This is a genomic window from Staphylococcus sp. 8AQ, from assembly GCF_902506595.1.
In the GTDB taxonomy this organism is placed as follows: Bacteria; Bacillota; Bacilli; order Staphylococcales; family Staphylococcaceae; genus Staphylococcus; species Staphylococcus pasteuri.
This window is the reverse complement of record NZ_LR733871.1, coordinates 768,350-791,987: the sequence shown is the minus strand read 5'-3', so window position 1 is coordinate 791,987 and position 23,638 is coordinate 768,350. Positions and strand designations below refer to the sequence as shown.

Here is a 23,638-nt window from a genome sequence, read left to right as displayed (position 1 = left end):
ACACCTCTATTTTAATTGATTTTGTAATTCGCTTAATTTTACTAAAGCTTCTATTGGAGTCATATTTGATAAATTTAAAGATTTGATTTGTGCTTCTACTTCGCTTTGTTGTACTTCTGCATCAAATAAATTAAATGCCGCTTGTTCAAATGAAGACGTATTTTCTTGATTATTAGTATGTTGTACTGCATCTTGTGTCTCACTATTTGAGTTTGAATCTATAGCATCATCTTTTACTTCACTTTGTACAATCATTGGTTCTGGATTATCAGACTTCTGTTCGAATTCATCTAATATAACTTGTGCTCTTTGAATCACTTTATCAGGTAGATCAGCAAGTTTTGCTACTTGAATACCATAACTGTCATCAACAGCACCATCTTTTACTTTGTGTAAGAAGATAAGTTCACCTTTATATTCATTTGCAGCAACATGAACATTTTTCAAACAAGGTAATAACTGATCTAAAGTTGTAAGTTCATGATAGTGTGTAGAGAATAGTGTCTTAGCGTGAGACGTTTGAGCAACGTATTCTATCATGGCTTGTGCGAGTGCTAAACCATCATATGTTGAAGTCCCCCTACCTATTTCATCAAAGATAATTAAACTATCTTCTGTAGCATAAGTTAATGCTTTTTGCGCTTCTAACATTTCTACCATGAACGTACTTTTACCTGATACTAAATCGTCTGCAGCACCAATTCGTGTAAATATTTGATCAAAAATTGGTAGCACTGCTGATTCACAAGGAACATAAGCACCCATTTGAGCCATAATGCTAATAATAGCGATTTGTCTCATATACGTTGATTTCCCTGACATATTAGGACCTGTAATTAAGTAAATGAATGTATCATTATCTAATTCACAATCATTTGGAACATAATCGTTATAATCCATGACACGTTCTACAACTGGATGTCTAGAGTTTTCAAGTTTTAATGTTTTGTTATCGCTAAATTGTGGTCTAACATAATTATATTTTTGAGCAATTTCCGCAAAGCTTTGTAAACAATCTAATTCTGAAATGATTTTTGCCTGCTTTTGAAGTCGTTCTGTATACGACTTAATATGTTCTCTCAATTTTACAAATAATTGATATTCTAATTCTATAGCTTTATCTTCTGCGCCTAGAATAATATCTTCTTTTTCTTTTAATTCATCAGTAATAAAACGTTCAGCATTAGATAAAGTTTGTTTACGATTATATCCAAATTCAGAAGGTTCAAATCCTTGTAAATTGGCGCGAGTAATCTCTATAAAATAACCAAACACTTTGTTAAAACTAATTTTAAGAGATTTAATACCTGTGCGTTCTCTTTCTCTTGCTTGTAATTCAGCAAGCCAAGATTTACCATTACGAGATGCTTCTAAATACTCATCTAATTGTTGATTAAAACCTGTTTTGAACAATCCGCCATCTTTAACTGAGATAGGAGGCTCTTCTACTAAGCTATTTTCAAGCACTTCTAATAAATCATCTAATGGTTCTAACTCATCAAATTGAGTTATCTTGTCGCTTTCAAGCTGACTTAATAATTGTTTGATATTAGGAATCTCACTAATTGAATGTTTTAATTGTATTAAATCACGTGCATTAACATTACCGTAACTCACTCGACCTACAAGTCTTTCAATATCGTAGACTTGATTCAAATAATTTCTTAAGGTATCACGTTCAATAAAGTGGTTAATAAACTCATCAACTATATTCAATCTCTCTTCAATTTGCTGTTTATAAATTAATGGTCGGTCTATCCACTGTTTAAGACGTCTAGCTCCCATTGGTGTTTTTGTTTCATCCATTAACCATAACAGTGTTCCTTTTTTGGATTTCAATCTTATACTTTCAGTTAATTCTAAGTTTCTTTTAGCATAGAAATCCATTTTCATGAAATCAATAGCAGCATAATGTTGCACTTCTTCTAAATGTGATAAGTCTCTTTTTTGAGTATGGTGGATGTAATCTAATAATAATTGAGTAGATTGATACATACCTTCATGTTCATTATTGTTTACGGAAAATGATTGGTTAGATATCTCCTCACGAACTGTTATCGTTTCAGTAATCATATTAATTTGTCGTTGCATGTTTTCAGATAAAGTTTCATTTACTACAATTTCATTAGGATTAATCGTTGTAATTTCATTTAGTAAAGTAGCTTCATCTTTAAAATGTGTAGCTTTTAATTCACCAGTTGAAATGTCACAATAACTTAATGCATATTCTTGCCCTTGCTTAATAAAACTTAAAATATAGTTGTTTTGCTTTTCATCAACGCCACCTTGATCCATCACTGTTCCTGGAGTTACTATTCTAACTACTTCTCTTTTAACCATACCTTTTGTCTGTTTAGGGTCTTCCATTTGTTCACAGATAGCTACTTTATAGCCATTATTAATTAATGTTTCAATGTAACTATCAGCGGAATGATAAGGTACACCGCACATCGGTATTGGGTCTTCTTTTTTGGCATCTCTTTTAGTAAGCGTGATTTCTAATACTCTTGACGCTTCTTTAGCATCTTCGAAGAACATTTCATAAAAGTCTCCGAGTCTAAAAAATAATAAACAGTCATCATATTCTGATTTAATTTTTAAATATTGTTGCATCATTGGTGTCACATTCGACATAAAGTTCTTCACAACCCTTATTTTATAGTCTTTTTATTTTTATGAATTGAATCATTTTATGTAATTTTTACGTTCTTTTAACTCATCTATTTTAACATATTGAATATATTCTAGCCTATGAAGTTAATTTGATAATTAAAAAAGTACGTACAAACATTGAACTGAGTCATTTCAGTTTCACTATGTATTGTACGTACTTAATTGCTATTTTTGAAATCTATCTAAAAGACCACGTTTTTTTAATATAATTAATAACACGTAGCTAATTGCGGCACCAATAATACTGGACACGATAAATGCAGTCATTAATGGTTTAACAAAGAAGTTTTGTAAATTAAGTATCCATGCTAATGGAATACATATTAAACTTCCAATGATGCCTGTTCCAAGAACTTCTCCAACTGCTGCCATAAATATATGTTTACGATACATGTAAAAGAGGCTAGCTAAGAATACACCTATCATACTGCCTGGAAATGCAAATACACTTCCAGTACCAAACGTAACACGTAAAATGGAAGAAATTAAAGCTTGTGCAAGTCCATACCATGGTCCTACGAACACTGCGCAAAGTACGTTTACTAGATGTTGCATAGGCGCTGCCTTTATTGGACCAAGAGGGATGACAATGATACTGCTTAAAATGACATTTATTGCTATTAATAGCGCTGTTATTGTAAGTTTTCTAATATTCAATGCATTGTCTCCTTATCCAATTTATTTGTTATGATAACTTTCATTATGTTCATTCAAACGGTTTTCCATTGTTTTAATCATCATTTGTAGAAGATAATTGGCTTCATATTGAGATGTACGAAATTCTTCAACTATTGGTAATTCATTTATTTCGTTTTCCAACTGATGAATTTGGTTCTCTGATTGATTAAATGCTGTTGATTTACCATAGTTTTGTAAGTTTACTGATTGTTTTTGTTGCTTTTTCAATCGGTTCATTTTCTTTTCAATGGTTTTATTATTGTGAATTTGTGTTTCGATTGTTTGATAGTCTTTAATTACTTCAAGATTTTTTATCTTTTGGGCAAGTTGATCAGCATTCGATAGTATGTCCTCTTTATTATACATTATTATTGCATCACCAATTCTTTTTGATGTTCTCCTACGAAAGTACCATTTAATGAATATTGTTTCGCTTCATCTATTTTAACATCAACTAATTTACCAATCATTTCTTTTGGTGCTTTAAAGTTAACAAGTTTATTTTTTTCAGTATAGCCTGCTAAAACTGTATCATCTTTTTTACTTGATCCTTCACATAAAACCGTCACAATTTCGTTCTCATACTGACTCATTGCTTTTTGTGAGTATTCTCCAACTTTTTTGTTTAAACGTTGAAGTCTCTCTTTTTTTACATCAGTTGGTACATTATCTTTCATTTTAGCTGCAGGCGTACCGTCTCTTTGAGAATATAGATATGTGTATGCATGTTCGAATCCAACTTCATCATATAAAGTTAATGTTTCTTCAAACTGTTCTTCAGTTTCATTTGGATAACCTACAATGATATCAGTCGTTAATGCGATTTGAGGAATTGCTTCTTTAATACGGTTTACTAAGTCTAAATAACTTTCTCTCGTATATTTTCTTCCCATAATTTTTAGCACAGCATTGTTTCCTGATTGTACTGGTAAATGAATATGAGGTACAATGTTTCCTCCATTAGCAATCACTTCAATCATGCGATCTGTAAAGTCCCAAGGATGACTAGTTGTGAATCTTACTCGAGGAATATCAATTTTTGAGATATCCTCTAATAAATCACCTAATCCATAGTCAAGTCCCTCGATATCTTTTCCGTAAGAATTAACATTTTGTCCTAACAATGTAATTTCTTGATAGCCTTCTCTAGCTAATTCTCTTACTTCATCAATAATATCTTCTGGTCTACGGCTACGTTCTTTACCTCTTGTAAAAGGTACTATGCAATATGTACAGAATTTATCGCAACCATACATAATATTCACCCATGCTTTAATATGACCGTCACGAACTTTAGGAAGATTTTCAATGACATCTCCTTCTTTAGACCATACATCAACAACCATTGCTTTAGATAGATAAGCTTCTTCTAATATTTCTGGTAGTTTATGAATATTATGAGTTCCAAAAATCATATCTACATTTTGGTATGATTTTAAAATTTTATTAACAACAGATTCTTCTTGTGACATACAGCCACATACACCTATTAAACAATCTGGTCGTTCTTTCTTAAGATGTTTTAAATTACCAATTTCGCTAAATACTTTATTTTCAGCATTTTCACGAATCGCACATGTATTAATTAATATAATATCTGCTGTGTTAATATCTGATGTTGCACTATATCCTAAAGCTTCTAATATCCCCGCCATTACTTCAGTATCATGTGCATTCATTTGACAGCCATACGTTTTAATTAAAAATGAACGTCCTTTACCCATGTCTCGATATTTTTCATCAATTTGAAAGTCTCGATTATATTTTATCTCTTGTTTACCACGTTTTTTAGCTTCTTTTAAACTAGGTGGTTGATACACTTGTTCAAAATATTTACTATAATCCTTTTCTTCTTTACGATCACGTTCTGCTAAAATATTTATCGAACCAGCTTTTCTTTGCTCTTCATTCACTATTAAAAATCCTTTCTATATGCCCATATATCATTTCTACATTATATTAAATTTAACCACAAAGTGCAAAAAGCGTCTTATCAATATTTACTTCACAATGAATAAGGCTAAGACAACATTGATGCCTTAGCCTCTACTTTAGTCTATCTAATTCTAAAAGTAAGATTATTATCACAGTGATTATAAAATTGTCATAAATCTATGCTTCGTCATACTTTCCTGTTAATGTTTCAATTTCAATACCTTCTGGTACATGATAAAACTTAACTTGACTAATTATACTAGGACATTCTAATTCTACCATACGTTGGTTTAAATTTTGGATTAATATTAGACATTCATTCATATCTCCTTGTACGGATGTTTCAAGTGGTCCGACACGATAGTGCATTCCCGATTGATCTATAATCTTAATTGCTTCATCTACATAAGGAATGACGTCTTCATTATTTGGTGTTTTAGGTATAATTTGAATACTCATTAATGTATCAACCATTTAATTTAGCTCCCATCTTATCTTTATTTATAATACTAGTTTAACATTTTTATTAAGTTAATCATGTAATCCTTCAACTGCCTTTACCAAAGCATTTGCAAATGTATATAAAAATTCATCCCAATTATCTTGATCTTCTCTGCTTTTACGATTTAATTTTCCATCTTTAAAAAAATGTTTCCTTAATGCATGCGTTATTTCAAGTTGAACTCCTGCTTGTATTTGAGTTTGATTAACTATATTTTCCTTTTGTTTACCCGACATCGTATGCGGGGCATGTTGAACGTCTACTTCAATATCTTTTAATTCAGAAGTTATTAACTTAATTAACTGTTTATCTTTACCGCCTATGTAAACGATTGATTCTTGGCCTGTACAACCATGTAATGAGATTGCGCGTTGACTTTTTTGAGTTAAGTCTTGTGCTATTTCATTATCATAGTGAATTGATGTGACATGTAACTCATTATTACCATGTCGTCTATCTCCCTTAAAGGTAAAATAGTTATATTCGTTGGTTTGTGCAGTCACAAAAGCAAGCTCACTAGTTGCAGGTTCGATACCTCCACCGTGTATAGCTAATATTGTAATGTCACTGTTATTATCTTCAGTTTCAATATGCCAATCTTTATCTTCTATTGTATTTTCTTGTAATTCTTTCATAGAAATAAATTTGTCCATATACCTTCTCCTTATATGACCTTTATTATCTATTCCACAATGTACAGTATTTTAATGTATATTTACAGAAAATTTATAATTTAATTCTATAGATTAATATGTTGTTTGCTTATAAGCTAATAATAAAATAGCTGCCAAATACCATTCTATTAATGGAATTGACAGCTATCCTCTCTATACAAATTGTTTAGTTAATTCATTAAACTTGTCTTCTGATATATGAATATCTTTCTTAGCTAATGGCGTTCCTTCCATTTCTTCAATCTGTGATTCATATGAAGGTGTTTCTGTATCTTGATAAACAATACCTTTTAACATAGATTCATGTTCTAAAACTGTTTGTATAGCTAATTGTTTATCCGTCGTATCATAATTTTCAATGTCATCAATACTTGTTAGATTTTCTTTGAACCAATCATAAGTATTAATTTTGTTATAAGTAACACATGGTGAGAATACATTTACGAATGAAAATCCATCGTGATTAATAGCATCTTCGATAAGTTTTGTTAATCCTTTAATATCACTTGAAAAACCTTGTGCTACAAAAGTCGCTCCTGAAGATAATGCTAATTCTAAAGGTGCTACATTTTTTTCAATGTTACCTTTAGGTGTAGATTTAGTCACAAATCCAACCGCTGAAGACGGTGAAGTTTGTCCTTTAGTTAAACCATATATTTGGTTATCCATAACGATATAAGTCATGTTCATATTTCTACGTAAGGCGTGAATAGTATGACCCATACCAATCGCATAACCGTCACCGTCACCGCCAGAAGCAATAACTGTAAGATCTCTGTTAGCCATTTTAACGCCTTGTGCTAACGGTAAAGCACGACCATGTATGGCATGTACACCATAGGCATTTATATAGCCTGATAATCTACCTGAACAACCAATGCCTGTAATAAGTGCAACTTCTTCTGGTTCTAACCCTACATTTGCGGCTGCTTTTTGTATAGCAGCTTGAACAGAGAAATCACCACAACCTGGGCACCAGTTTGGCTTAACATTATTTCTAAAATCTTTAAATGTAGCCAATTAGACCAACTCCTTTATTTCTTTTGCAACTTCGATACCTTTATCAACTATTTCATGTGGTAAGAATGGTGTACCATCATATTTAGTTTGATTTACTAATTTATTTTGAATATTAATGTTCATTTTAATTATATTTGCTAATTGTCCTTGATAGTTATGTTCTGCAATAACGACTTTTTGTGCTTTATCAATCGCACTTTGAATCGTTTCAGTTGGGAATGGATGTAATTGTCTGATTTGTAGTGTATTCACAGCGATATTTTGATCATTTAATCGTTGTGCACCTTCTTCGATAGCACCTTTACTTGAAATGAAACCAATATATAGCATATCAGCTTGTTCGTGATTTTCAGTATAGTCCACTGGCTTTTCTATAAGAAGATTTTTAGTTTTGCGCATACGTTTGTCCATTTGTTGTTGACGATTTTGTGCAGCTTCGCTTGTTTTACCTTCTTCGTTATGTTCAACACCAGTAACATGGTGAATACCACCTTTAGTACCAGGTATTGGTCTAGGTGAAATGCCACTTCCTGTTAATGCATATCTTCTGAAATATGATTTGTCATCTTCTTCACGTTCGATATCAGATTGAATTAATTCTCCACGTTTAATTTTGATTTTATCATAGTCTAATTCTTTAACTGTTTGTTTACCTAATGATAATTGTAAATCACTTAAAATAATTACTGGACATTGATATTCCTCAGCTAAATTAAATGCTTCCATTGTTAAATAAAATGCATCTTCCGCATCTGTAGGGGCTACTACAATTTTTGGAATATCACCATGAGTACCATAAATCATTTGCATTAAGTCAGATTGTTCTTGTTTAGTTGGTAAACCTGTAGAAGGACCTCCACGTTGTGTATTTATAACAACAAATGGTGTTTCAGTCATACCAGATAAGCCAATTGATTCCATCATTAGAGATAATCCTGGTCCTGCGCTTGCAGTGAATCCACGAACACCTGCATAATTAGCACCGATAGACATTGTCGCAGCAGCAATTTCATCTTCAGTTTGAACAACTGTTCCGCCAACTTTTGGTAAATTAGCAATCATGTATTCCATAATTTCAGAAGCTGGCGTAATTGGATAAGCTGACATAAATCTTGATCCAGCAGAAATTGCACCTAATCCAATTGCGTCATTACCAATCATATAAAGATGAGGATTTTCATTACTTTCTTGAAGTTCGAAATCGCCTTGAATATCTTCTAAATATTCTTTCATTAATTGATAACCTTGATTTAAAGCTTGTATATTCATTTCAACAACTTTGTCACCTTTTTTAGTGAACATGTTTGTAATTAATTCTTCAAATGTAGATGTATCTAGGTTCATTAATGCAGATGTAGCACCAATCGCTACCATGTTCTTCATTAATGCAGTTCCTAATTCTTTTGCAGTACTAGTAAACGGTAAATCTATAAGTTGTGCCTGACAATCATCAGGTTTTACTGGTTTTGCTTTTGAATCAGCAATAATGATACTATCTTCGCGCATTTCATGATGATTAACTTCTATTGTTTCTTGGTCAAATGCGATAAGTATATCTAAATCATCACTAATAGCATGTACTGGAGAAGTAGAAACTCTAATTTTATTATTAGTATGTCCACCTTTTATACGACTAGAAAAGTGTCTATAACCATATAAGAAATAGCCTTTTCTATTCATTGCAGTAGCAAATATTTCTCCAGTTGATTCAATTCCTTCACCTTGTTGTCCGCCCACTTTCCATGATATTTGTGATTTCATATCATAAGCCTCCTGTGGTTTTTAATTCATATTAAATGATAACAAAAATAACCACCGTATTACTATGTAAACAGTGGCATGTTTATAATTTCATACTAATGGACGATAGTCTTTTGTAACTATAATGTCACAAACATTTACATTATAATTTCATAGGATTGTCGTCATTAATTAATATTCTTTCAATATTTGTTGTTTTACCATTTTTATCTAAATCAATGATAACACCAGAAAGAACACTGCGTCCATTATCTGGTACAACATGACGTTGTGGTAAACTCGTAATAAAACGCTCTATCACTTCATCTCTATTGATGCCTAATATACCATCATAAAAACCTGTCATGCCTACATCAGTAATATAGCCTGTTCCACTTGGTAAAATACGGTTATCAGATGTTTGAATATGAGTATGTGTACCCACTACTGCACTTACTCTACCATCTAAATACCATCCCATTGCATTTTTTTCTGATGTTGTTTCAGCATGAAAATCAATGAATATATATGGCGTTACTTTTTGAGCTTCTTCAATGAGTGCGTCAGCTTTTTTAAAAGGGTCATCTATATCCTGCATGAACGCTCTTCCTTGCAAATTAATTATAGCTAATTTTATTTCATTAATTTGAATAAAGCGCATCCCTACTCCAGGTGCTTCATCAGGAAAGTTGGCCGGTCTAACCATTCTTTTAGCATCATCAATAAATTCGTATATTTCACGTTGACCATAAGTATGGTTACCCATAGTCATAAAATCGACACCCTCACGAAGCAATTGCTTATATATCTTTTCAGTTAGTCCTTTACCATGTGCTGCATTTTCAGCATTTACAATGGATACAGTAGGACGATATTCTTGTTTTAATTTAGGTAAATATGTAGTTATTGCGTTTCTGCCAATCTTACCTACAATATCCCCAATAAATAATATTCTCATGCCTTGTTCATCCTCTCATATCATTAAGTTTAATAGATAGAACACTTTATTTAAAGTACTCTTTGTAAAATTATTTATCTGAATGTTAACTGTCTTTGCTTTTTTATCAATATATATTATGTTAGTATATGTTTATAAAATATTTAGGAGTTGTAAATAATAAATGTCTATTAATATCGATCCTGAAAAGTTTGCAGAATTAGTAGTAAGTTCTAACCCATCTAAATCAGAAGATGCAGAAGATATTGCTAAAGAAAGTTTAAAATTATACATCAATGCATACCGTTTAGCAGAAAGATACGCTAATATCGCTACTAATTGCTATGACACAGCTGAAATTATTCAAGAATTGAAGAAAACAGATTTACAATTGAAGTAAAATTTTTAATACAACATTATGATTATACGAATATCTGACGATTGATTTATTTAACATCAATCGTCAGTTTTTTTATATAATCACAAATTTTGATAATAACTAAACCCCTAACTACACAATGAGTAATTAGGGGTTTAACTTATTTAGCATATTCTACTGCTCTAGTCTCTCGAACAACTGTCACTTTGATATGACCTGGATATTGTAATTCATCCTCAATTTGAGTTTTAATATCTCTAGCCAATCGGTATGATTTTAAATCATCTATTTCTTCAGGTGAAACTACTACACGAATTTCTCTACCTGCTTGAATTGCGAATGCTTTTTCAACACCATCATAACTTTCTGAAAGTGTTTCTAAACGCTCTAATCGACGAATGTAGTTTTCTAATGTCTCTTTTCGAGCGCCAGGACGAGCGGCTGATAATGCGTCAGCTGCTGCAACTAAAATCGAGATAATTGATGTTGGTTCAACATCACCATGATGGGAATGAATAGCATTAATAATTGTTTCATTTTCACCATATTTTTTAGCTAATTCAACACCTATTTCAACGTGACTACCTTCAACTTCGTGATCGATAGCTTTACCAACATCATGAAGTAATCCAGCACGTTTCGCTAACGTAACATCTTCACCAAGTTCTGCTGCTAACATTCCTGATAAATGTGCTACTTCGATAGAATGTTTAAGCACATTTTGTCCATAACTTGTACGATAATTTAAACGTCCAAGTATTTTAACTAAGTCAGGATGCATGTTATGAACATTGATTTCGAATGTAGCTTGTTCACCGGCTTCTCTAATAATATCGTCTACTTCTTTTCTAGCTTTTTCGACCATATCTTCAATACGACCAGGATGAATTCTTCCATCAGAAACTAAGTTAACTAATGCTGTTCTAGCGATTTCTCGTCTAATAGGGTCAAAACCAGATAAAATGACAGCTTCTGGAGTGTCATCGATAATTAAATCGATGCCCGTAAGTGTTTCAAGTGTACGAATATTTCGTCCTTCACGTCCGATTATTCGACCTTTCATTTCATCATTTGGCAAGTTTACAACTGATACAGTTGATTCAGTTGTATGATCTGCTGCTAACCTTTGTACTGTAGTAGCTAGCAATTCTTTTGCTGTTTTATCAACTTTTTCTTTAGCTTCTCTTTCTTTTTCCTTAACAAGTATAGCAATATCTTGTGACAGTTCTTCTTCTACTCGTTGAAGTTGCTCATTTACAGCTTCTTCTTGAGTGAGACCGGAGATGCGTTCTAATTCTTGTTCATGCTTCATTATTAATGTTTGAACACTACTCTCTTTTGCGTCTACTTGTTGTTGTCTTTCTTCAATTTTTGATTCTTTTTGCTCTAAAATCTCATCTTTTTTATCTAATAGATCAGATTTACGCTCTAAGTTCTCTTCTTTTTGAAGAAGTCGGGTTTCTTGTCTTTGTAATTCACCACGTCTTTCACGTAGTTCATTTTCAGTTTGTTCTCGTAAAATTTGATTTTCTTCTTTTGCCTCAAGCAATTTTTCTTTCTTAGTGTTGTCGGCTTCTTTGTGCGCTTGATTGACAATATCATCGGCTGTCTGTCTAGCCTGAACCTGCTTTTGATGCAATAAATTTCGGGCAACAACATACCCTACAACAACGCCTAGAATTATACCCAGCAAAATGAGTAGGAGGCCTAATAAATTCACATAAACACCTCCTTTATCTAGGGTTTGCTCTGTATATCAAAATCAATATGATTATATGAAATTATATAAGAATCATACATACTAATTGTACGGTTTTACACTCAGAAGTGTCAAGATATCAATGCTAACTTATAAGTATTATAAAGAAATTGAGTTGTTATTTTACAAAATGTTATTTTGATTTCTTTCAGTTAATGATAAATAAAAAGCAGTTTCTATATAATATCTATAGAAACTGCTTTTGAAAAATCCAATTTATTTTATTCTTCATCAAATAAAGACTTTGGCGCCTCTTCTTCTTTTTCTTCTACGTCGCCATCAAAAATTCCAAGTTTTTGACGTAATTTTTGGTCAATTTCTTCTTTAATTTGTGGGTTTTCTTTAAGGTAGGATTTAACATTTTCTTTACCTTGTCCCATTCTATCTCCATTGTATGAATACCATGCACCTGATTTATCTACAATTTCATTTTCAACACCAAGATCAATAAGTTCTCCTTCTTTAGAGATACCTTGACCATACATGATATCGACTTCTGCAACTCTAAATGGTGGCGCAACTTTATTTTTAACTACTTTAATCTTAGTTCTATTACCAACAATTTCTTGTCCTTGTTTTAATTGTTCAGCACGACGAACTTCTAATCGAACAGAGCTATAGAATTTTAACGCTCTACCACCAGGAGTTGTTTCTGGGTTACCAAACATAACACCAACTTTTTCACGAATCTGGTTAATGAAAATTGCTGTAGTGTTAGATTTAGAAATAGCACCAGATAATTTACGTAACGCTTGTGACATCAATCTAGCTTGTAAACCAACGTGTGTGTCTCCCATTTCACCTTCAATTTCAGCTTTAGGTGTTAATGCAGCTACTGAATCGACTACAACGATATCTACTGCACCACTACGAACAAAAGCTTCTGCAATTTCAAGGCCTTGTTCCCCGTGGTCAGGTTGTGAAAGATATAAATTATCAATATCCACACCTAATGCTTGTGCGTATACAGGATCTAAAGCATGTTCAGCATCAATAAATGCTGCAACGCCGCCATTTTTTTGTGTTTCAGCAATAGCATGTAATGCTACTGTTGTTTTACCAGAACTTTCTGGACCATATATCTCAATAATTCTTCCTTTAGGATAGCCACCTACTCCTAATGCGTTATCTAACGTAACTGAACCACTTGATGTACTTGAAACTCTACGGCCTTTATTATCGCCTAATTTCATTACTGCACCTTTACCAAATGATTTTTCCATATTTTTTATTACTGTATCTAGAGCTTTTTGACGTTCGTTATCCAAAGCGAGACCTCCTAAATTGGGAATGTTTTCTGTTTAATATCTTAATTCATACTATACAAGCTTTTAAATAAAATTACAAGCGATTTGCGAATATTTGTTCGTGTTATTTTATAAAACACACAAACAAAAACGAACAAACGTACTATAAAATAGTACTGAAACTAATATAATTTTATTGTTCTAGCCATTTTAATAATTTTATTAATGCATAATTTTGACTTCTGCTTCTTAATAAATTTCTATTTTGAGACATTTTAAATGATTCAATATCTAATTTATCATCATTGAGGATACCCAAATAAACATCTTTTTCATTATGCAATAAAGTAATACCCTTCTCTGTTTTAAATAAATCTTTTACATATTTAGCAGTCATATATAATTGTTCATTTATATCTAGTTCATGATCAACAAATTGTGGTGAATCTGGTAATGCGCCTTTTAATTGATCTTCTGTATCTTCATTTTTTAAACGTGTATATAATGCTCCATTGGTAACACCATCATAAATTGAAAATGTACTATCCATGTGATTCATTACAGCCGCTTCTAATGTTGTATCGTCTGAACCATAATAATATTCGCCAATGCGATTTAATACTTCTTCTTTTATTGGTTGAATTAAATCTCGACATTGCTGTTGGGTTTCAGCATTTGCTGTTAATCTGATATATACTTCATGAGAACCGGCTAGTGGCGCAATAGTAGGATTTGTTTGCTTATCAATTAAATCCATTAAGATTGTTTCTACTTTAGATTCGCCAATGCCAGCAAATTTAAGTTGTTCTGAAAAAATAACTTTATCATCATCAAGAATATATGGTAGTAATTCATTTTTAGCCATAGGTTTCATTTCTTTTGGCGGTCCGGGTAATAATACTACCTTTTTACCTTCATTTTCAACTAACATACCTGGTGCCATTCCATTTCTATTAGGAAGAACAATTGAATCTTCTATTACTAATGCTTGCTGTTTATTATTAGGTGTCATTTCTTGACCTTGGTCTTCAAAATAACTTTTAATATAATCTAATGAGGCTTCATCAGTAACTAAATCTTTGTTTAAAACTTTTGCGACTGTATGTTTCGTTAAGTCATCTTTTGTAGGTCCTAAGCCGCCTGTCAGAACAAGCATGTCAAAACGTTCTAAACCTTGACGAATAATATATTCTAAACGCTCTGGGTTGTCACCAATAACTGTATGTTCTACAACATTTTTTCCAACACCATTAAATAATTTAGACAAATATTGTCCATTAGTATTTGCAATTTGTCCTAACAGTAGTTCTGATCCAACAGCTATAATCGAAATATTCATAACACATTACTCCCCTTTAATTCTCGAATGTATGCAATATCACTATTATAAACGTTTATAATAGTAAAATCTAAGAATGAGGATTCCACATCAAACAAGATACTGAATCTGTTGTAAAATATAAAAAAACGAGTTGAAACGATACCATTTCAACTCGTTAATTATTTAATGTTTAAATACATCTCTGCCTTTGTAGAAGTATTCAATACCAGAAAGAATTGTAAAGAATACACCGATATATAATAAAACTTGTCCAATTGGGAAACCAATCCAAGTTGCTAATGGATCACCTAATAAAATCCAAATAATAGCAACCATTGTTACTGCAGTTTTAATTTTACCTAGTTGCCCTGCAGCACTTACAAAGCCTTGTTCAATTTGTAGTAATCTAAGACCTGTAACTGCAAATTCTCGTGCAATTATTATAATTGCTACAACAGAGTTAGTTAAATCTAATTGAACTAATACAATCAATGCACTAGCAACTAATAATTTATCAGCTAAAGGATCTAAAAATTTACCCATATTAGTTACTAACTGCCATTTACGTGCTAAATATCCATCGGCAAAATCACTTAATGATGCAATAATGAAAATAATTGCTCCGATAAATAGTTCTATTTTTATATCATATCCGCCTAAAAATGACATTTTCCCAAAACCAAAATTAACTAAAGCAAATAAGATAAACACTGGTATAAGTATAACTCTGAATACCGTAATCTGATTCGGTATATTCATTTTTCAACCTCATTTCTTAATACATTTTTCTTTAAAATAATAATACTGCTAAAATCCATAAAGCTAATGTTACTAATGTAACTAAAACAATAATAGCTGCAACTTGCAATGGTTCCATAGATTTACTTCGATAAGGAGGCGCTTCTTTATTAGCGAACGAAGTTATCATGTCGTCTAATTGAATATGATGTTGGGGTATTTCATCTTGATGTGCTTGGATTAGTTGGTTGGGTTCAATATTAACAACATTGGCATACTTTCGAATGAAACCTTCAGCATAATTACTATTAGGTAATTGATTAAATTCATTGTTTTCTATTTGTTCTAGTGTATGACGTTTAAGTTGCGTTCGTTGCTCCAATTCATTAAGAGTCATTCCTAATCTTTCACGTCTACCTTTTAATACTTCGCCTATCGTTTTCAAAAATATGCCTCCTTAAATCCTATTCAAAAAATCCAAATCCTCCACCAAATGGATCACCAAAATCTAAATTATTTTTACTTTTAGTTTGAGCTGTTTGTTTCTTCATTTCTTCATATTGAATTTCCTGATCTTTATTTTCACGTAATTCAATAATATAGTCAAAATCATCCATGCTATAGTCACATGATTCAACAAATAAATCTGGATGCTCCACTACTTTCACTGAAGGAAGTGTCATTATCTCTCTAACTAAATCTTGGTGTTTCGTATTAGATTCTCGAGCTGTAACTGCTCCGTCTATAATATAAACATGGTTCGAATCATATTCGCCTTTAATTAATGAACTTCTAACTGTTTGTTTAATTAATGTTGAGCTGATAAATAACCATCGTTTATGGGCACAAACACTACCTGCAACGATTGATTCCGTTTTACCAACTCGTGGCATACCACGAATTCCGATTAATTTATGTCCTTCTTCTTTGAATAATTCTGCTAAGAAGTCAACAAGTAAACCTAAATCTTCACGTTCAAAACGAAATGTCTTTTTATCATCGGCATCCTGTTCGATATAACGACCGTGTCTAACAGCTAATCTGTCTCGCAATTCAGGTACACGTAATTTAGTTATATCGATTTCATTAATTTCTTTAACGATTTGTTCGAATCGTTGAAATTTTTCTAATTTATCAGTTTTAATTAATAATCCACGTTTACCTTGATCAACGCCATTAATAGTAACGATACTAATGCCTAACATCCCTAATAAACTCGAAACGTCTCCTAGCAAACCAGCACGATTCATTGTAATTTCGTATTCTAGATACCATTCTTTTCTTCTCTCAGCCACTGACACGAGAATCCACCCCTTGTTTAAACACAACTATAAAATAGACTATACTTTGATTAATAATACTCACATTATAACATCGAATTCAATATCATGTACTACAAAGTTCATGCAAAAATTTGGAGCTTACAAGTAGTTATTACAAATACCAACCACCGTTAACTTTTTGAATGGTGCCAGTAATACTTTTAGCCATAGGATGATATAAATATGAACAAGCATAAGCTATTTCATTAGGTGCAATCATACGGTGTTGAGGAAGTTCATCTAAAATTTGGTTGAGTTCATCTTCAGACCATTTGTCACTCATATTACCTGATACAAAACCTGGCGTAATTGCATTAACAGTCACTGATGTTTGTGATAATTCTTGACTTAATGATTTTACGAACCCTAGCTGAGCACTTTTCATTGTCGCATAAATTGTTTCCATACTCGCACCAGTTTCTCCCCAAATTGAAGAAATAACAATGATTCTTCCATTTTCACTTTGTCTCAATGTATCTACAAAATAACGACTTATTCTGATGAGTTGGTGGACGTGAATCTGATAAGTCATGTCAATTTGTTCATCAGTCATGTCTTGAAGCATACCGTATAATGCATTTCCTGCAGCATAAATAATACAATCAAGTTGCTGAATATGCCCAAATAAATGGTCTAAATTAACATTACCTGATAAATCGCATTGAATTAAATTAACTTTTTTATTTTGATACTGTGCCTTTAATTGGGTCTCATCGGACGTGTTAAATTGTAGATCGACTTCATATCCATCAATTAATAATTGTTCAACAATTGCTGTTCCTATTGAACCTGAACCACCTAATACTAGAGCTCTCATTATGATTTAATCTCCAAGCGACTATCAACGATTTCATCTAAATTCAAATATAGTTGTGATGTCTCGTTGACACTTTCAAGCGTAATATTTTCAACGATATCTAACATATCAAAGACACTAACTCCTTCAAAGTATAGCTTTGCGTATTGATTCGCAATGTACTCAGGAGAATTAAGACTCGAAATAAATTCGCCGATAAATTGTTTTTTCAGTAATTCAAAAGCTTCAATGTCTGAAAGATTACCTTGATTTTGTTTCAATTGATTTAAAAGCAATTGTTTTAATTGATCTGGATTAGTTGTGGCACTTGTAATTATAGAAAAACTGTACGTCGGTTCTAAAACAAATTGATATCCAAATGTTTCATCAATTAAATCATTATTAAGTAATTCTTGATAAAATTCAGTCTCTTCTCCAAAAATAAGTTCATAGAAAAATGTCATTTCTAAATCACGTTGTACATATTTTTCAGGAGATTCTTCTAATGGTTGATTTTTAAATCCAAGCATCAATTTAGGGGATTGTAGTTTCATTTCTTCAGTTACAAAATGTTGATTCACAGATTGAGGTTCATCAATTTTAGCACGTTCGATTTCAGGTTGATTTGTTTTATCTCGCTGATTTTCATGTTCTTCTACAATATCAACAATATATTCTGGATCTACGTCACCTACAACAAAAAGTACCATATTAGATGGGTGGTAGAATGTTTCATAACATAAATATAAGTCATCTTTAGTAATGTCATAAATACTTTCAACACTACCCGCAATATCCACTCTAATTGGATGATTTGTATACATCGCTCTTAATGTATTAAACATTAATTTATAGCCAGGTTGTTCTTGATACATTTTGATTTCTTCTGCAATAATACCTTTTTCTTTATCTACAGTTTCTTTTGTAAAATAAGGCGTCTCAACCATAGTCAATAATCGTTTAATATTATTTTCTAAGTGATCAGTAGCACTAAATAAGTAACTTGTACGATCAAAACTTGTAAATGCATTCGCTTGTGCATTTTCTTCAGCAAAAGCAGTAAATAAATCTTCCTCTTCTTTTTCAAACAATTTATGTTCTAAAAAATGTGCTACGCCATCAGGGACTGTCACAAATTCATTCTGGCCAAGAGGTTTAAAACGACTATCTAGTGAGCCAAATTGAGTAGTATACGTTACAAATGTTTTTTGAAATCCAGGTTTAGGAATGACAAATAAACGTAAGCCATTTTGTAATTCATGTTCATAAACTTTTTCATCTATGACCTCATAGTAATGTTGTTTCACTACTCATTTCCCCCTTTCGTTAATACATAAATCGAATCTAAAACTGCTTCATTTACAAGATCTACGATATCTTTCTTAGTAACTTGATTTATGTTATTCAAAAAGTCTTCGTCAGTTTGTGGTTCATCTAACAGAATCTGATTATGTAATATTTCTATAATACTTTTGGGTCTATCTGTAGATTCGTGTCTTTGGGACGTAATGATTTTTTTAGCTAATTCAATTTTACCTTCTTCAAATTCACCTTTTTTAAATTTATCGAACTCTTCTAAAATTGTTTGTTTAGCAACTTCATATTTATCTGCTGATACACCACTAAGCACAAATAGATAACCATTTTTACCATCAATTTGTGAATGAATAGAATAAGCTAAACTTTGTCTTTCACGTACCTCGTTAAATAGTACAGATGAAGGATCTCCGCCAAACATAATATTAAACACTATAAAAGCATAGTAATTATTTTTACCATAATGCGTTGGGAAACGATATCCTAAATTTAGCTTTGCTTGATCAACATCATCAGTCTCAACAATTGGATTCGGTATGTTGCTAGCATTTTCTAATTGTTTATTATCATTTGAAGTTGTCTCAAAAATAAATGGCTCAATATTAAATTTAGTATTGATTTGGTCAATAACTTGTTGTTGATTAACATTACCTACAACATAAACAGCACAATAATCATTTTGAATCATTGATTGATATGTATTATATAAGGAATTTGGAGTCACTTTAGATATTTGTTCAATTTGACCTGTTGCTAAATATTGATAAGCTTCATTTTCAAACATATTTTCTAACAATTTTAAGAATGAATATTGCGCTTTATTATCAATCATAGCTTCTATTTTTTTACTAAGTAGTGATTTTTCTTGTTTAACAAATTTTTCGTCAAATTGTTGATTATGTATTAATGGATTCCATATTAATTCATTTAATAAATCTAACCCTTGTTCAAATAATGGGGTTTGGTCTTTGAGATAGCGTTCATTTACGATTTCAAGGGAAATTGTAATAACATGTTTATCTTTAAATTTAGAAACAAAACTATTCACATAAGCGCCATAAAGTTCAGACAATCGACGATTCAAAGCCTTATCGTCTTGCCACTTTTGAGAAGCTCTTACTAGTACTTTACTAAGCACTGATCGTTCAGTAATTGTTTCATAATCAAGTGGTGCCATAAATTTAAATGTTATCGTTGTAGTTTTAAATTTTTCAGTTGGCATCACATGAATATGTCTATTTTTATTATTTTGCTTTTCTTTATGCAACTACTTTACCTCCAATGACTTTATCATTATTTTTCTTTTGTAATTCTAAATTTCACTAAACTACTTTTCATATAATTTAAAGAATATAAAATCGGATTCTTTTCTTCATCATAATGTGTTACTTTGAGTAACATTAATCCTTCATGTGGTGAGGCATTAAGTAATTCTGATATATGAGGTTCATAATTAACCGCTTCTAAATCAGTTTCTGCATAAGTTACTATATGACCTGTTGCATCTTTAATTGCATTTAACATTGAACCATTACTTTCTTGGTAACCCGTACATGTTAAATAGTCCTTCGCAATTTTATCTAAACAATACACAACCGGTTGGTGATTGGCAGTTTTTAATCTTTCTATAATAGTAACTGGTTGTTTTTCGCCAATTCCTAAACGTTTAGCATCTAAAATGGTTGCTGGTTGTTCATCAAAATTTAAATATTCAGTCCCAGATTTAAAACCAGCACTTTTAATCATTTCAGTTATACTAATCAATTCATTTAAGGGATAAAAGAAAGGGGGCAGTGATTTCACACTTGTACCCTCTTCAAAATTATCAACTATCACTTGTTCAGTGATAAGTTCATTTATCCCATCATAAACATCATCTGTTTTTATTTGAAGTTCACGAGCAATTGATAAATTACTTGGTAATTTACTTCCATACTCTAACTCTCCAGATTTAATTTTATTTAAAATGTATTGTTTTACTCTATATTTAGCATTCATTTCCGACATAATTACACCTCATCTTTATCAATATCAACTAAAATTTGTCTTGGTTTACTTCCCTTTTGAGGACCTATAACTTGATTTCTCTCAAGATCATCCATGAGTCTTGATGCTCGGTTATACCCAATTCTAAACTGTCTTTGTAATAAAGATGTACTTGCTTTTTGTTTTTCTATAACAAATAAGTAGGCTTCATCATATAACGCATCTTCACTTTTCATTTCTGACTTATCTACTGGTGCATCAGGTTCCATTTCTTTAACATAATTAGCTTGTTGTTGTTCCACTACATAGTTGACTACATCCTGTACTTCTTGGTCACTTAAGAATGCACCCTGTATTCTTATTTTAGTTGAATCACCATTTCCAACGTATAGCATATCACCTTTACCTAGTAATTTTTCAGCTCCTCCAGAACCTATAATCGTTCTTGAGTCTGTTTGTGAACTTACAGCAAAGGCAATTCTTGATGGAATATTATTTTTAATTATACCAGTAATAACATCTACGGACGGTCTTTGTGTAGCAACAATTAAATGAATACCTGCTGCACGTGCCATTTGGGTGATACGTTGAATAGCATTTTCTACTTCTTTACCAGCAACCATCATTAAATCAGCTAATTCATCTACAATTACAACAATATAAGGTAATTCTGCTTGTTTTTCATCTAATTCTTTATTTTGATTTCTAATATATTGATTATATCCTTCTATATTTCTTGTAGAAGAATGTTGGAATAAATCATAACGTCTTTCCATTTCCGCTACAATCTTTTCTAAAGCTTGTGCCGCTTTATGTGGGTTAGTTACAACTGGTATTAATAAATGCGGAATACCATTGTACACATTTAATTCTACCATTTTAGGATCAATCAACATAAGTTTTACTTCATGTGGCTTAGCATTTAATAACAAACTAGTAATTATTCCATTAATACAAACAGACTTACCACTTCCGGTAGAACCCGCAACTAATAAATGGGGCATTTCGTTTAATTGAATAGTAATTGGATCTCCTGAGATATCTCTACCCAATCCGACTTCTAATTTATCATTAGAAGGGAATTTTTCTTCTAATACTTCTTTCAATGCAACTAAAGAAATCTTATCATTTGGCACTTCAATACCTACAGCTGAACGTCCTGGTATAGGTGCTTCAATACGTACATCCTTTGCAGCTAAAGCTAAAGCAATATCATTATGCAAATTAACGATTTTATTTACTTTCACTCCTTGTGCTGGTTGAACTTCATATTGTGTAACGGCTGGTCCGATTTTAATTTGAGTAACTTTTGCATCAACACCGAAGTTTTTCATTGTAGATTCTAAAACTTGACCTTTACGTTTAACTTCTGCTTTTGACGTTGATTGTTTCTGAGCTGGTTGCTTTAATAATGATAATGGCGGTACTACATAAGAAACATTCATTTCTTCTCCAGCTTCAGAAATAGAATTTTCATTTTGGCTATCATCATTTTCATTATTTTTTGATTGAGTTTGATGTTCTATTTCAGAACGATCATTATTCGTCTGTTGTTCTTTATTGCTTGGTGTATTGTCATTTGCTTCATGATCAAATAATCGTTTTTTACGTTTTGGTTGTACTGTCTCTTTCTCAGAATCACTATGACCATATATAGGTATATCACTGTCTTGTTGTACTTCTGGTAAATCTGTAACGTCTTTTACTACATCATTTTCTTGTGAACGATGGCGCTTTTCGATTCTTTCTGCTTTATTTTTGGCTTTTTCTTCTTTTTTAGATTTATTATTTTGTCGGTTTTCTTTTAAATTTTGAGAAGCTGATACTGTAGTAGTTTTTATACCTTCTAATATTTTTTTAGATACATCACGATGTCTTAAGTTTAATAGCAAAATAATGCTTGATGCTAAAAGTAAAATCGTAATAATGATAACACCGACAATAGAAATGAGCGGAATACAAATTTCTAGTAAATAATAGCCAATCAATCCGCCACCAAAATTTGGAAAATGATTATGTTCATATGATTTATAAACATAAGACAATACTGGTTCTCTTTCAGAAACGATACCTTTACTAAAGTGATAATATAGCTGAGCTATAAATAGTAATGCAAATTGTAATGTAATTGAACCTACTGTTCTTCTTGTTTTAGGTATTTTCTTAGAATATGTGATAAAACCTGTTGCTAATAAAATTAAAATATATGTTAAATATCGACTCATTCCGACAAAATAATTAAAGAAACTATCAATCATTCGTCCTATGATGCCTAATTGAAAAGCACCTAAAATGATTAAAATAACCACAACGATAGCAATAATATATCTTAATGGACTCTCAGTTTGCTTTTTCTTTGTGGTTGTTTTCTTTCTAGTTGTATTTGTTTTTTTCTTTGTCGGCGATTTTTTCTTTGCTTGTGGCAAATTGGTACACCTTCTTTTTATAATCTTTCATATGTATAATAAATAACTTTTGTGCCAATAATTTAAGGCTTTTTTAATAAGATGAAAGAGGCAAGGACACTTACACTCATAATAGAAACATTTCGTAAAATAAAGAATGTATTCGAATCATTCCTTATACTTACAATAGTCTATTGAAGTTCAAAGTC

The 23,638-nt window shown here is 31.6% G+C and carries 21 protein-coding genes; 1 reads left to right on the top strand and 20 read right to left on the bottom strand.

Features of this window, described 5'->3' with window-relative positions:
* Positions 1-6: 6 nt before the first annotated feature.
* From mutS to GVY01_RS03935, 9 genes are all read right to left on the bottom strand, one after another.
* A complete protein-coding gene (gene mutS / locus GVY01_RS03975; protein WP_026083535.1) occupies positions 7-2,634 on the bottom strand; it encodes a DNA mismatch repair protein MutS in 2,628 nt (875 codons plus the stop codon).
* Between the two features lie 204 nt (positions 2,635-2,838).
* Positions 2,839-3,330 (bottom strand): energy coupling factor transporter S component ThiW, encoded by a 492-nt coding sequence (gene thiW / locus GVY01_RS03970; RefSeq protein ID WP_017638340.1) that lies wholly within the window; start codon positions 3,328-3,330, stop codon positions 2,839-2,841.
* Positions 3,331-3,351: 21 nt separating this feature from the next.
* Complete coding sequence (locus tag GVY01_RS03965) at positions 3,352-3,717, bottom strand: RicAFT regulatory complex protein RicA family protein (protein WP_017638341.1); 366 nt, start codon at positions 3,715-3,717, stop codon at positions 3,352-3,354.
* A 2-nt stretch (positions 3,718-3,719) separates the two neighbouring features.
* The gene (gene miaB / locus GVY01_RS03960; RefSeq protein ID WP_017638342.1) at positions 3,720-5,264 is read right to left on the bottom strand and encodes a tRNA (N6-isopentenyl adenosine(37)-C2)-methylthiotransferase MiaB; all 1,545 of its coding nucleotides are present in this window, start codon (positions 5,262-5,264) and stop codon (positions 3,720-3,722) included.
* A gap of 199 nt (positions 5,265-5,463) precedes the next feature.
* Positions 5,464-5,760 carry a thiamine-binding protein gene (locus GVY01_RS03955; RefSeq protein WP_017638343.1) on the bottom strand — a complete coding sequence of 99 codons (297 nt, stop codon included), beginning with the start codon at positions 5,758-5,760 and terminating at the stop codon, positions 5,464-5,466.
* Between the two features lie 57 nt (positions 5,761-5,817).
* Positions 5,818-6,441, bottom strand: a complete 624-nt coding sequence (locus GVY01_RS03950; RefSeq protein ID WP_017638344.1) for a poly-gamma-glutamate hydrolase family protein — start codon at positions 6,439-6,441, stop codon at positions 5,818-5,820.
* Between the two features lie 174 nt (positions 6,442-6,615).
* Complete coding sequence (locus tag GVY01_RS03945; RefSeq protein ID WP_017638345.1) at positions 6,616-7,482, bottom strand: 2-oxoacid:ferredoxin oxidoreductase subunit beta; 867 nt, start codon at positions 7,480-7,482, stop codon at positions 6,616-6,618.
* Complete coding sequence (locus tag GVY01_RS03940; protein WP_017638346.1) at positions 7,483-9,243, bottom strand: 2-oxoacid:acceptor oxidoreductase subunit alpha; 1,761 nt, start codon at positions 9,241-9,243, stop codon at positions 7,483-7,485. It lies immediately after the preceding gene.
* A gap of 142 nt (positions 9,244-9,385) precedes the next feature.
* On the bottom strand, positions 9,386-10,180 hold the full coding sequence (locus GVY01_RS03935; RefSeq protein ID WP_159333650.1) for a TIGR00282 family metallophosphoesterase: 795 nt from the start codon (positions 10,178-10,180) through the stop codon (positions 9,386-9,388).
* Positions 10,181-10,343: 163 nt separating this feature from the next.
* Between GVY01_RS03935 and GVY01_RS03930 the strand changes: the two genes are divergently transcribed.
* Positions 10,344-10,559: a hypothetical protein gene (locus GVY01_RS03930; protein ID WP_017638348.1), complete on the top strand. Its 216-nt coding sequence runs from the start codon at positions 10,344-10,346 to the stop codon at positions 10,557-10,559.
* A 139-nt stretch (positions 10,560-10,698) separates the two neighbouring features.
* On the opposite strand, the gene rny is transcribed toward GVY01_RS03930, so the two are convergent.
* The 11 genes from rny to GVY01_RS03875 form a co-directional block, all read right to left on the bottom strand.
* Complete coding sequence (gene rny / locus GVY01_RS03925; RefSeq protein ID WP_017638349.1) at positions 10,699-12,258, bottom strand: ribonuclease Y; 1,560 nt, start codon at positions 12,256-12,258, stop codon at positions 10,699-10,701.
* A gap of 260 nt (positions 12,259-12,518) precedes the next feature.
* Positions 12,519-13,565, bottom strand: coding sequence for a recombinase RecA (gene recA, locus GVY01_RS03920; RefSeq protein ID WP_017638350.1), 1,047 nt, complete (start codon positions 13,563-13,565; stop codon positions 12,519-12,521).
* A 172-nt stretch (positions 13,566-13,737) separates the two neighbouring features.
* Positions 13,738-14,883 (bottom strand): CinA family nicotinamide mononucleotide deamidase-related protein, encoded by a 1,146-nt coding sequence (locus GVY01_RS03915; protein ID WP_017638351.1) that lies wholly within the window; start codon positions 14,881-14,883, stop codon positions 13,738-13,740.
* Between the two features lie 165 nt (positions 14,884-15,048).
* Positions 15,049-15,624 (bottom strand): CDP-diacylglycerol--glycerol-3-phosphate 3-phosphatidyltransferase, encoded by a 576-nt coding sequence (pgsA, locus tag GVY01_RS03910; protein ID WP_017638352.1) that lies wholly within the window; start codon positions 15,622-15,624, stop codon positions 15,049-15,051.
* Positions 15,625-15,655: 31 nt separating this feature from the next.
* Positions 15,656-16,048 (bottom strand): helix-turn-helix domain-containing protein, encoded by a 393-nt coding sequence (locus GVY01_RS03905; RefSeq protein ID WP_017638353.1) that lies wholly within the window; start codon positions 16,046-16,048, stop codon positions 15,656-15,658.
* A gap of 19 nt (positions 16,049-16,067) precedes the next feature.
* Positions 16,068-16,904 carry a YmfK family protein gene (locus GVY01_RS03900; protein ID WP_017638354.1) on the bottom strand — a complete coding sequence of 279 codons (837 nt, stop codon included), beginning with the start codon at positions 16,902-16,904 and terminating at the stop codon, positions 16,068-16,070.
* Between the two features lie 133 nt (positions 16,905-17,037).
* Positions 17,038-17,742, bottom strand: coding sequence for an elongation factor P 5-aminopentanone reductase (ymfI, locus tag GVY01_RS03895; protein WP_017638355.1), 705 nt, complete (start codon positions 17,740-17,742; stop codon positions 17,038-17,040).
* Entirely contained in the window at positions 17,742-19,028 is a 1,287-nt protein-coding gene (gene yfmH / locus GVY01_RS03890; protein WP_108016799.1) for an EF-P 5-aminopentanol modification-associated protein YfmH, read from the bottom strand. Before yfmH ends, ymfI begins: the two co-directional genes overlap by 1 nt.
* Positions 19,028-20,305, bottom strand: coding sequence for an EF-P 5-aminopentanol modification-associated protein YfmF (gene yfmF, locus GVY01_RS03885; protein ID WP_017638357.1), 1,278 nt, complete (start codon positions 20,303-20,305; stop codon positions 19,028-19,030). The genes yfmH and yfmF overlap by 1 nt, the downstream gene beginning before the upstream one ends.
* Positions 20,306-20,331: 26 nt before the next feature.
* Positions 20,332-21,045, bottom strand: coding sequence for a GntR family transcriptional regulator (locus GVY01_RS03880; RefSeq protein ID WP_017638358.1), 714 nt, complete (start codon positions 21,043-21,045; stop codon positions 20,332-20,334).
* A 2-nt stretch (positions 21,046-21,047) separates the two neighbouring features.
* Complete coding sequence (locus GVY01_RS03875; protein WP_017638359.1) at positions 21,048-23,450, bottom strand: DNA translocase FtsK; 2,403 nt, start codon at positions 23,448-23,450, stop codon at positions 21,048-21,050.
* Between the last annotated feature and the right edge of the window lie 188 nt (positions 23,451-23,638).

Coding starts and splice junctions, on each gene's coding strand:
- mutS (WP_026083535.1), bottom strand. CDS start 2,634: ATGTCGAATGTGACACCAATGATGCAACAATATTTAAAAATTAAATCA.
- GVY01_RS03965 (WP_017638341.1), bottom strand. CDS start 3,717: ATGTATAATAAAGAGGACATACTATCGAATGCTGATCAACTTGCCCAA.
- GVY01_RS03955 (WP_017638343.1), bottom strand. CDS start 5,760: ATGGTTGATACATTAATGAGTATTCAAATTATACCTAAAACACCAAAT.
- GVY01_RS03950 (WP_017638344.1), bottom strand. CDS start 6,441: ATGGACAAATTTATTTCTATGAAAGAATTACAAGAAAATACAATAGAA.
- GVY01_RS03940 (WP_017638346.1), bottom strand. CDS start 9,243: ATGAAATCACAAATATCATGGAAAGTGGGCGGACAACAAGGTGAAGGA.
- GVY01_RS03935 (WP_159333650.1), bottom strand. CDS start 10,180: ATGAGAATATTATTTATTGGGGATATTGTAGGTAAGATTGGCAGAAAC.
- GVY01_RS03930 (WP_017638348.1), top strand. CDS start 10,344: ATGTCTATTAATATCGATCCTGAAAAGTTTGCAGAATTAGTAGTAAGT.
- GVY01_RS03915 (WP_017638351.1), bottom strand. CDS start 14,883: ATGAATATTTCGATTATAGCTGTTGGATCAGAACTACTGTTAGGACAA.
- pgsA (WP_017638352.1), bottom strand. CDS start 15,624: ATGAATATACCGAATCAGATTACGGTATTCAGAGTTATACTTATACCA.
- ymfI (WP_017638355.1), bottom strand. CDS start 17,742: ATGAGAGCTCTAGTATTAGGTGGTTCAGGTTCAATAGGAACAGCAATT.
- GVY01_RS03880 (WP_017638358.1), bottom strand. CDS start 21,045: ATGTCGGAAATGAATGCTAAATATAGAGTAAAACAATACATTTTAAAT.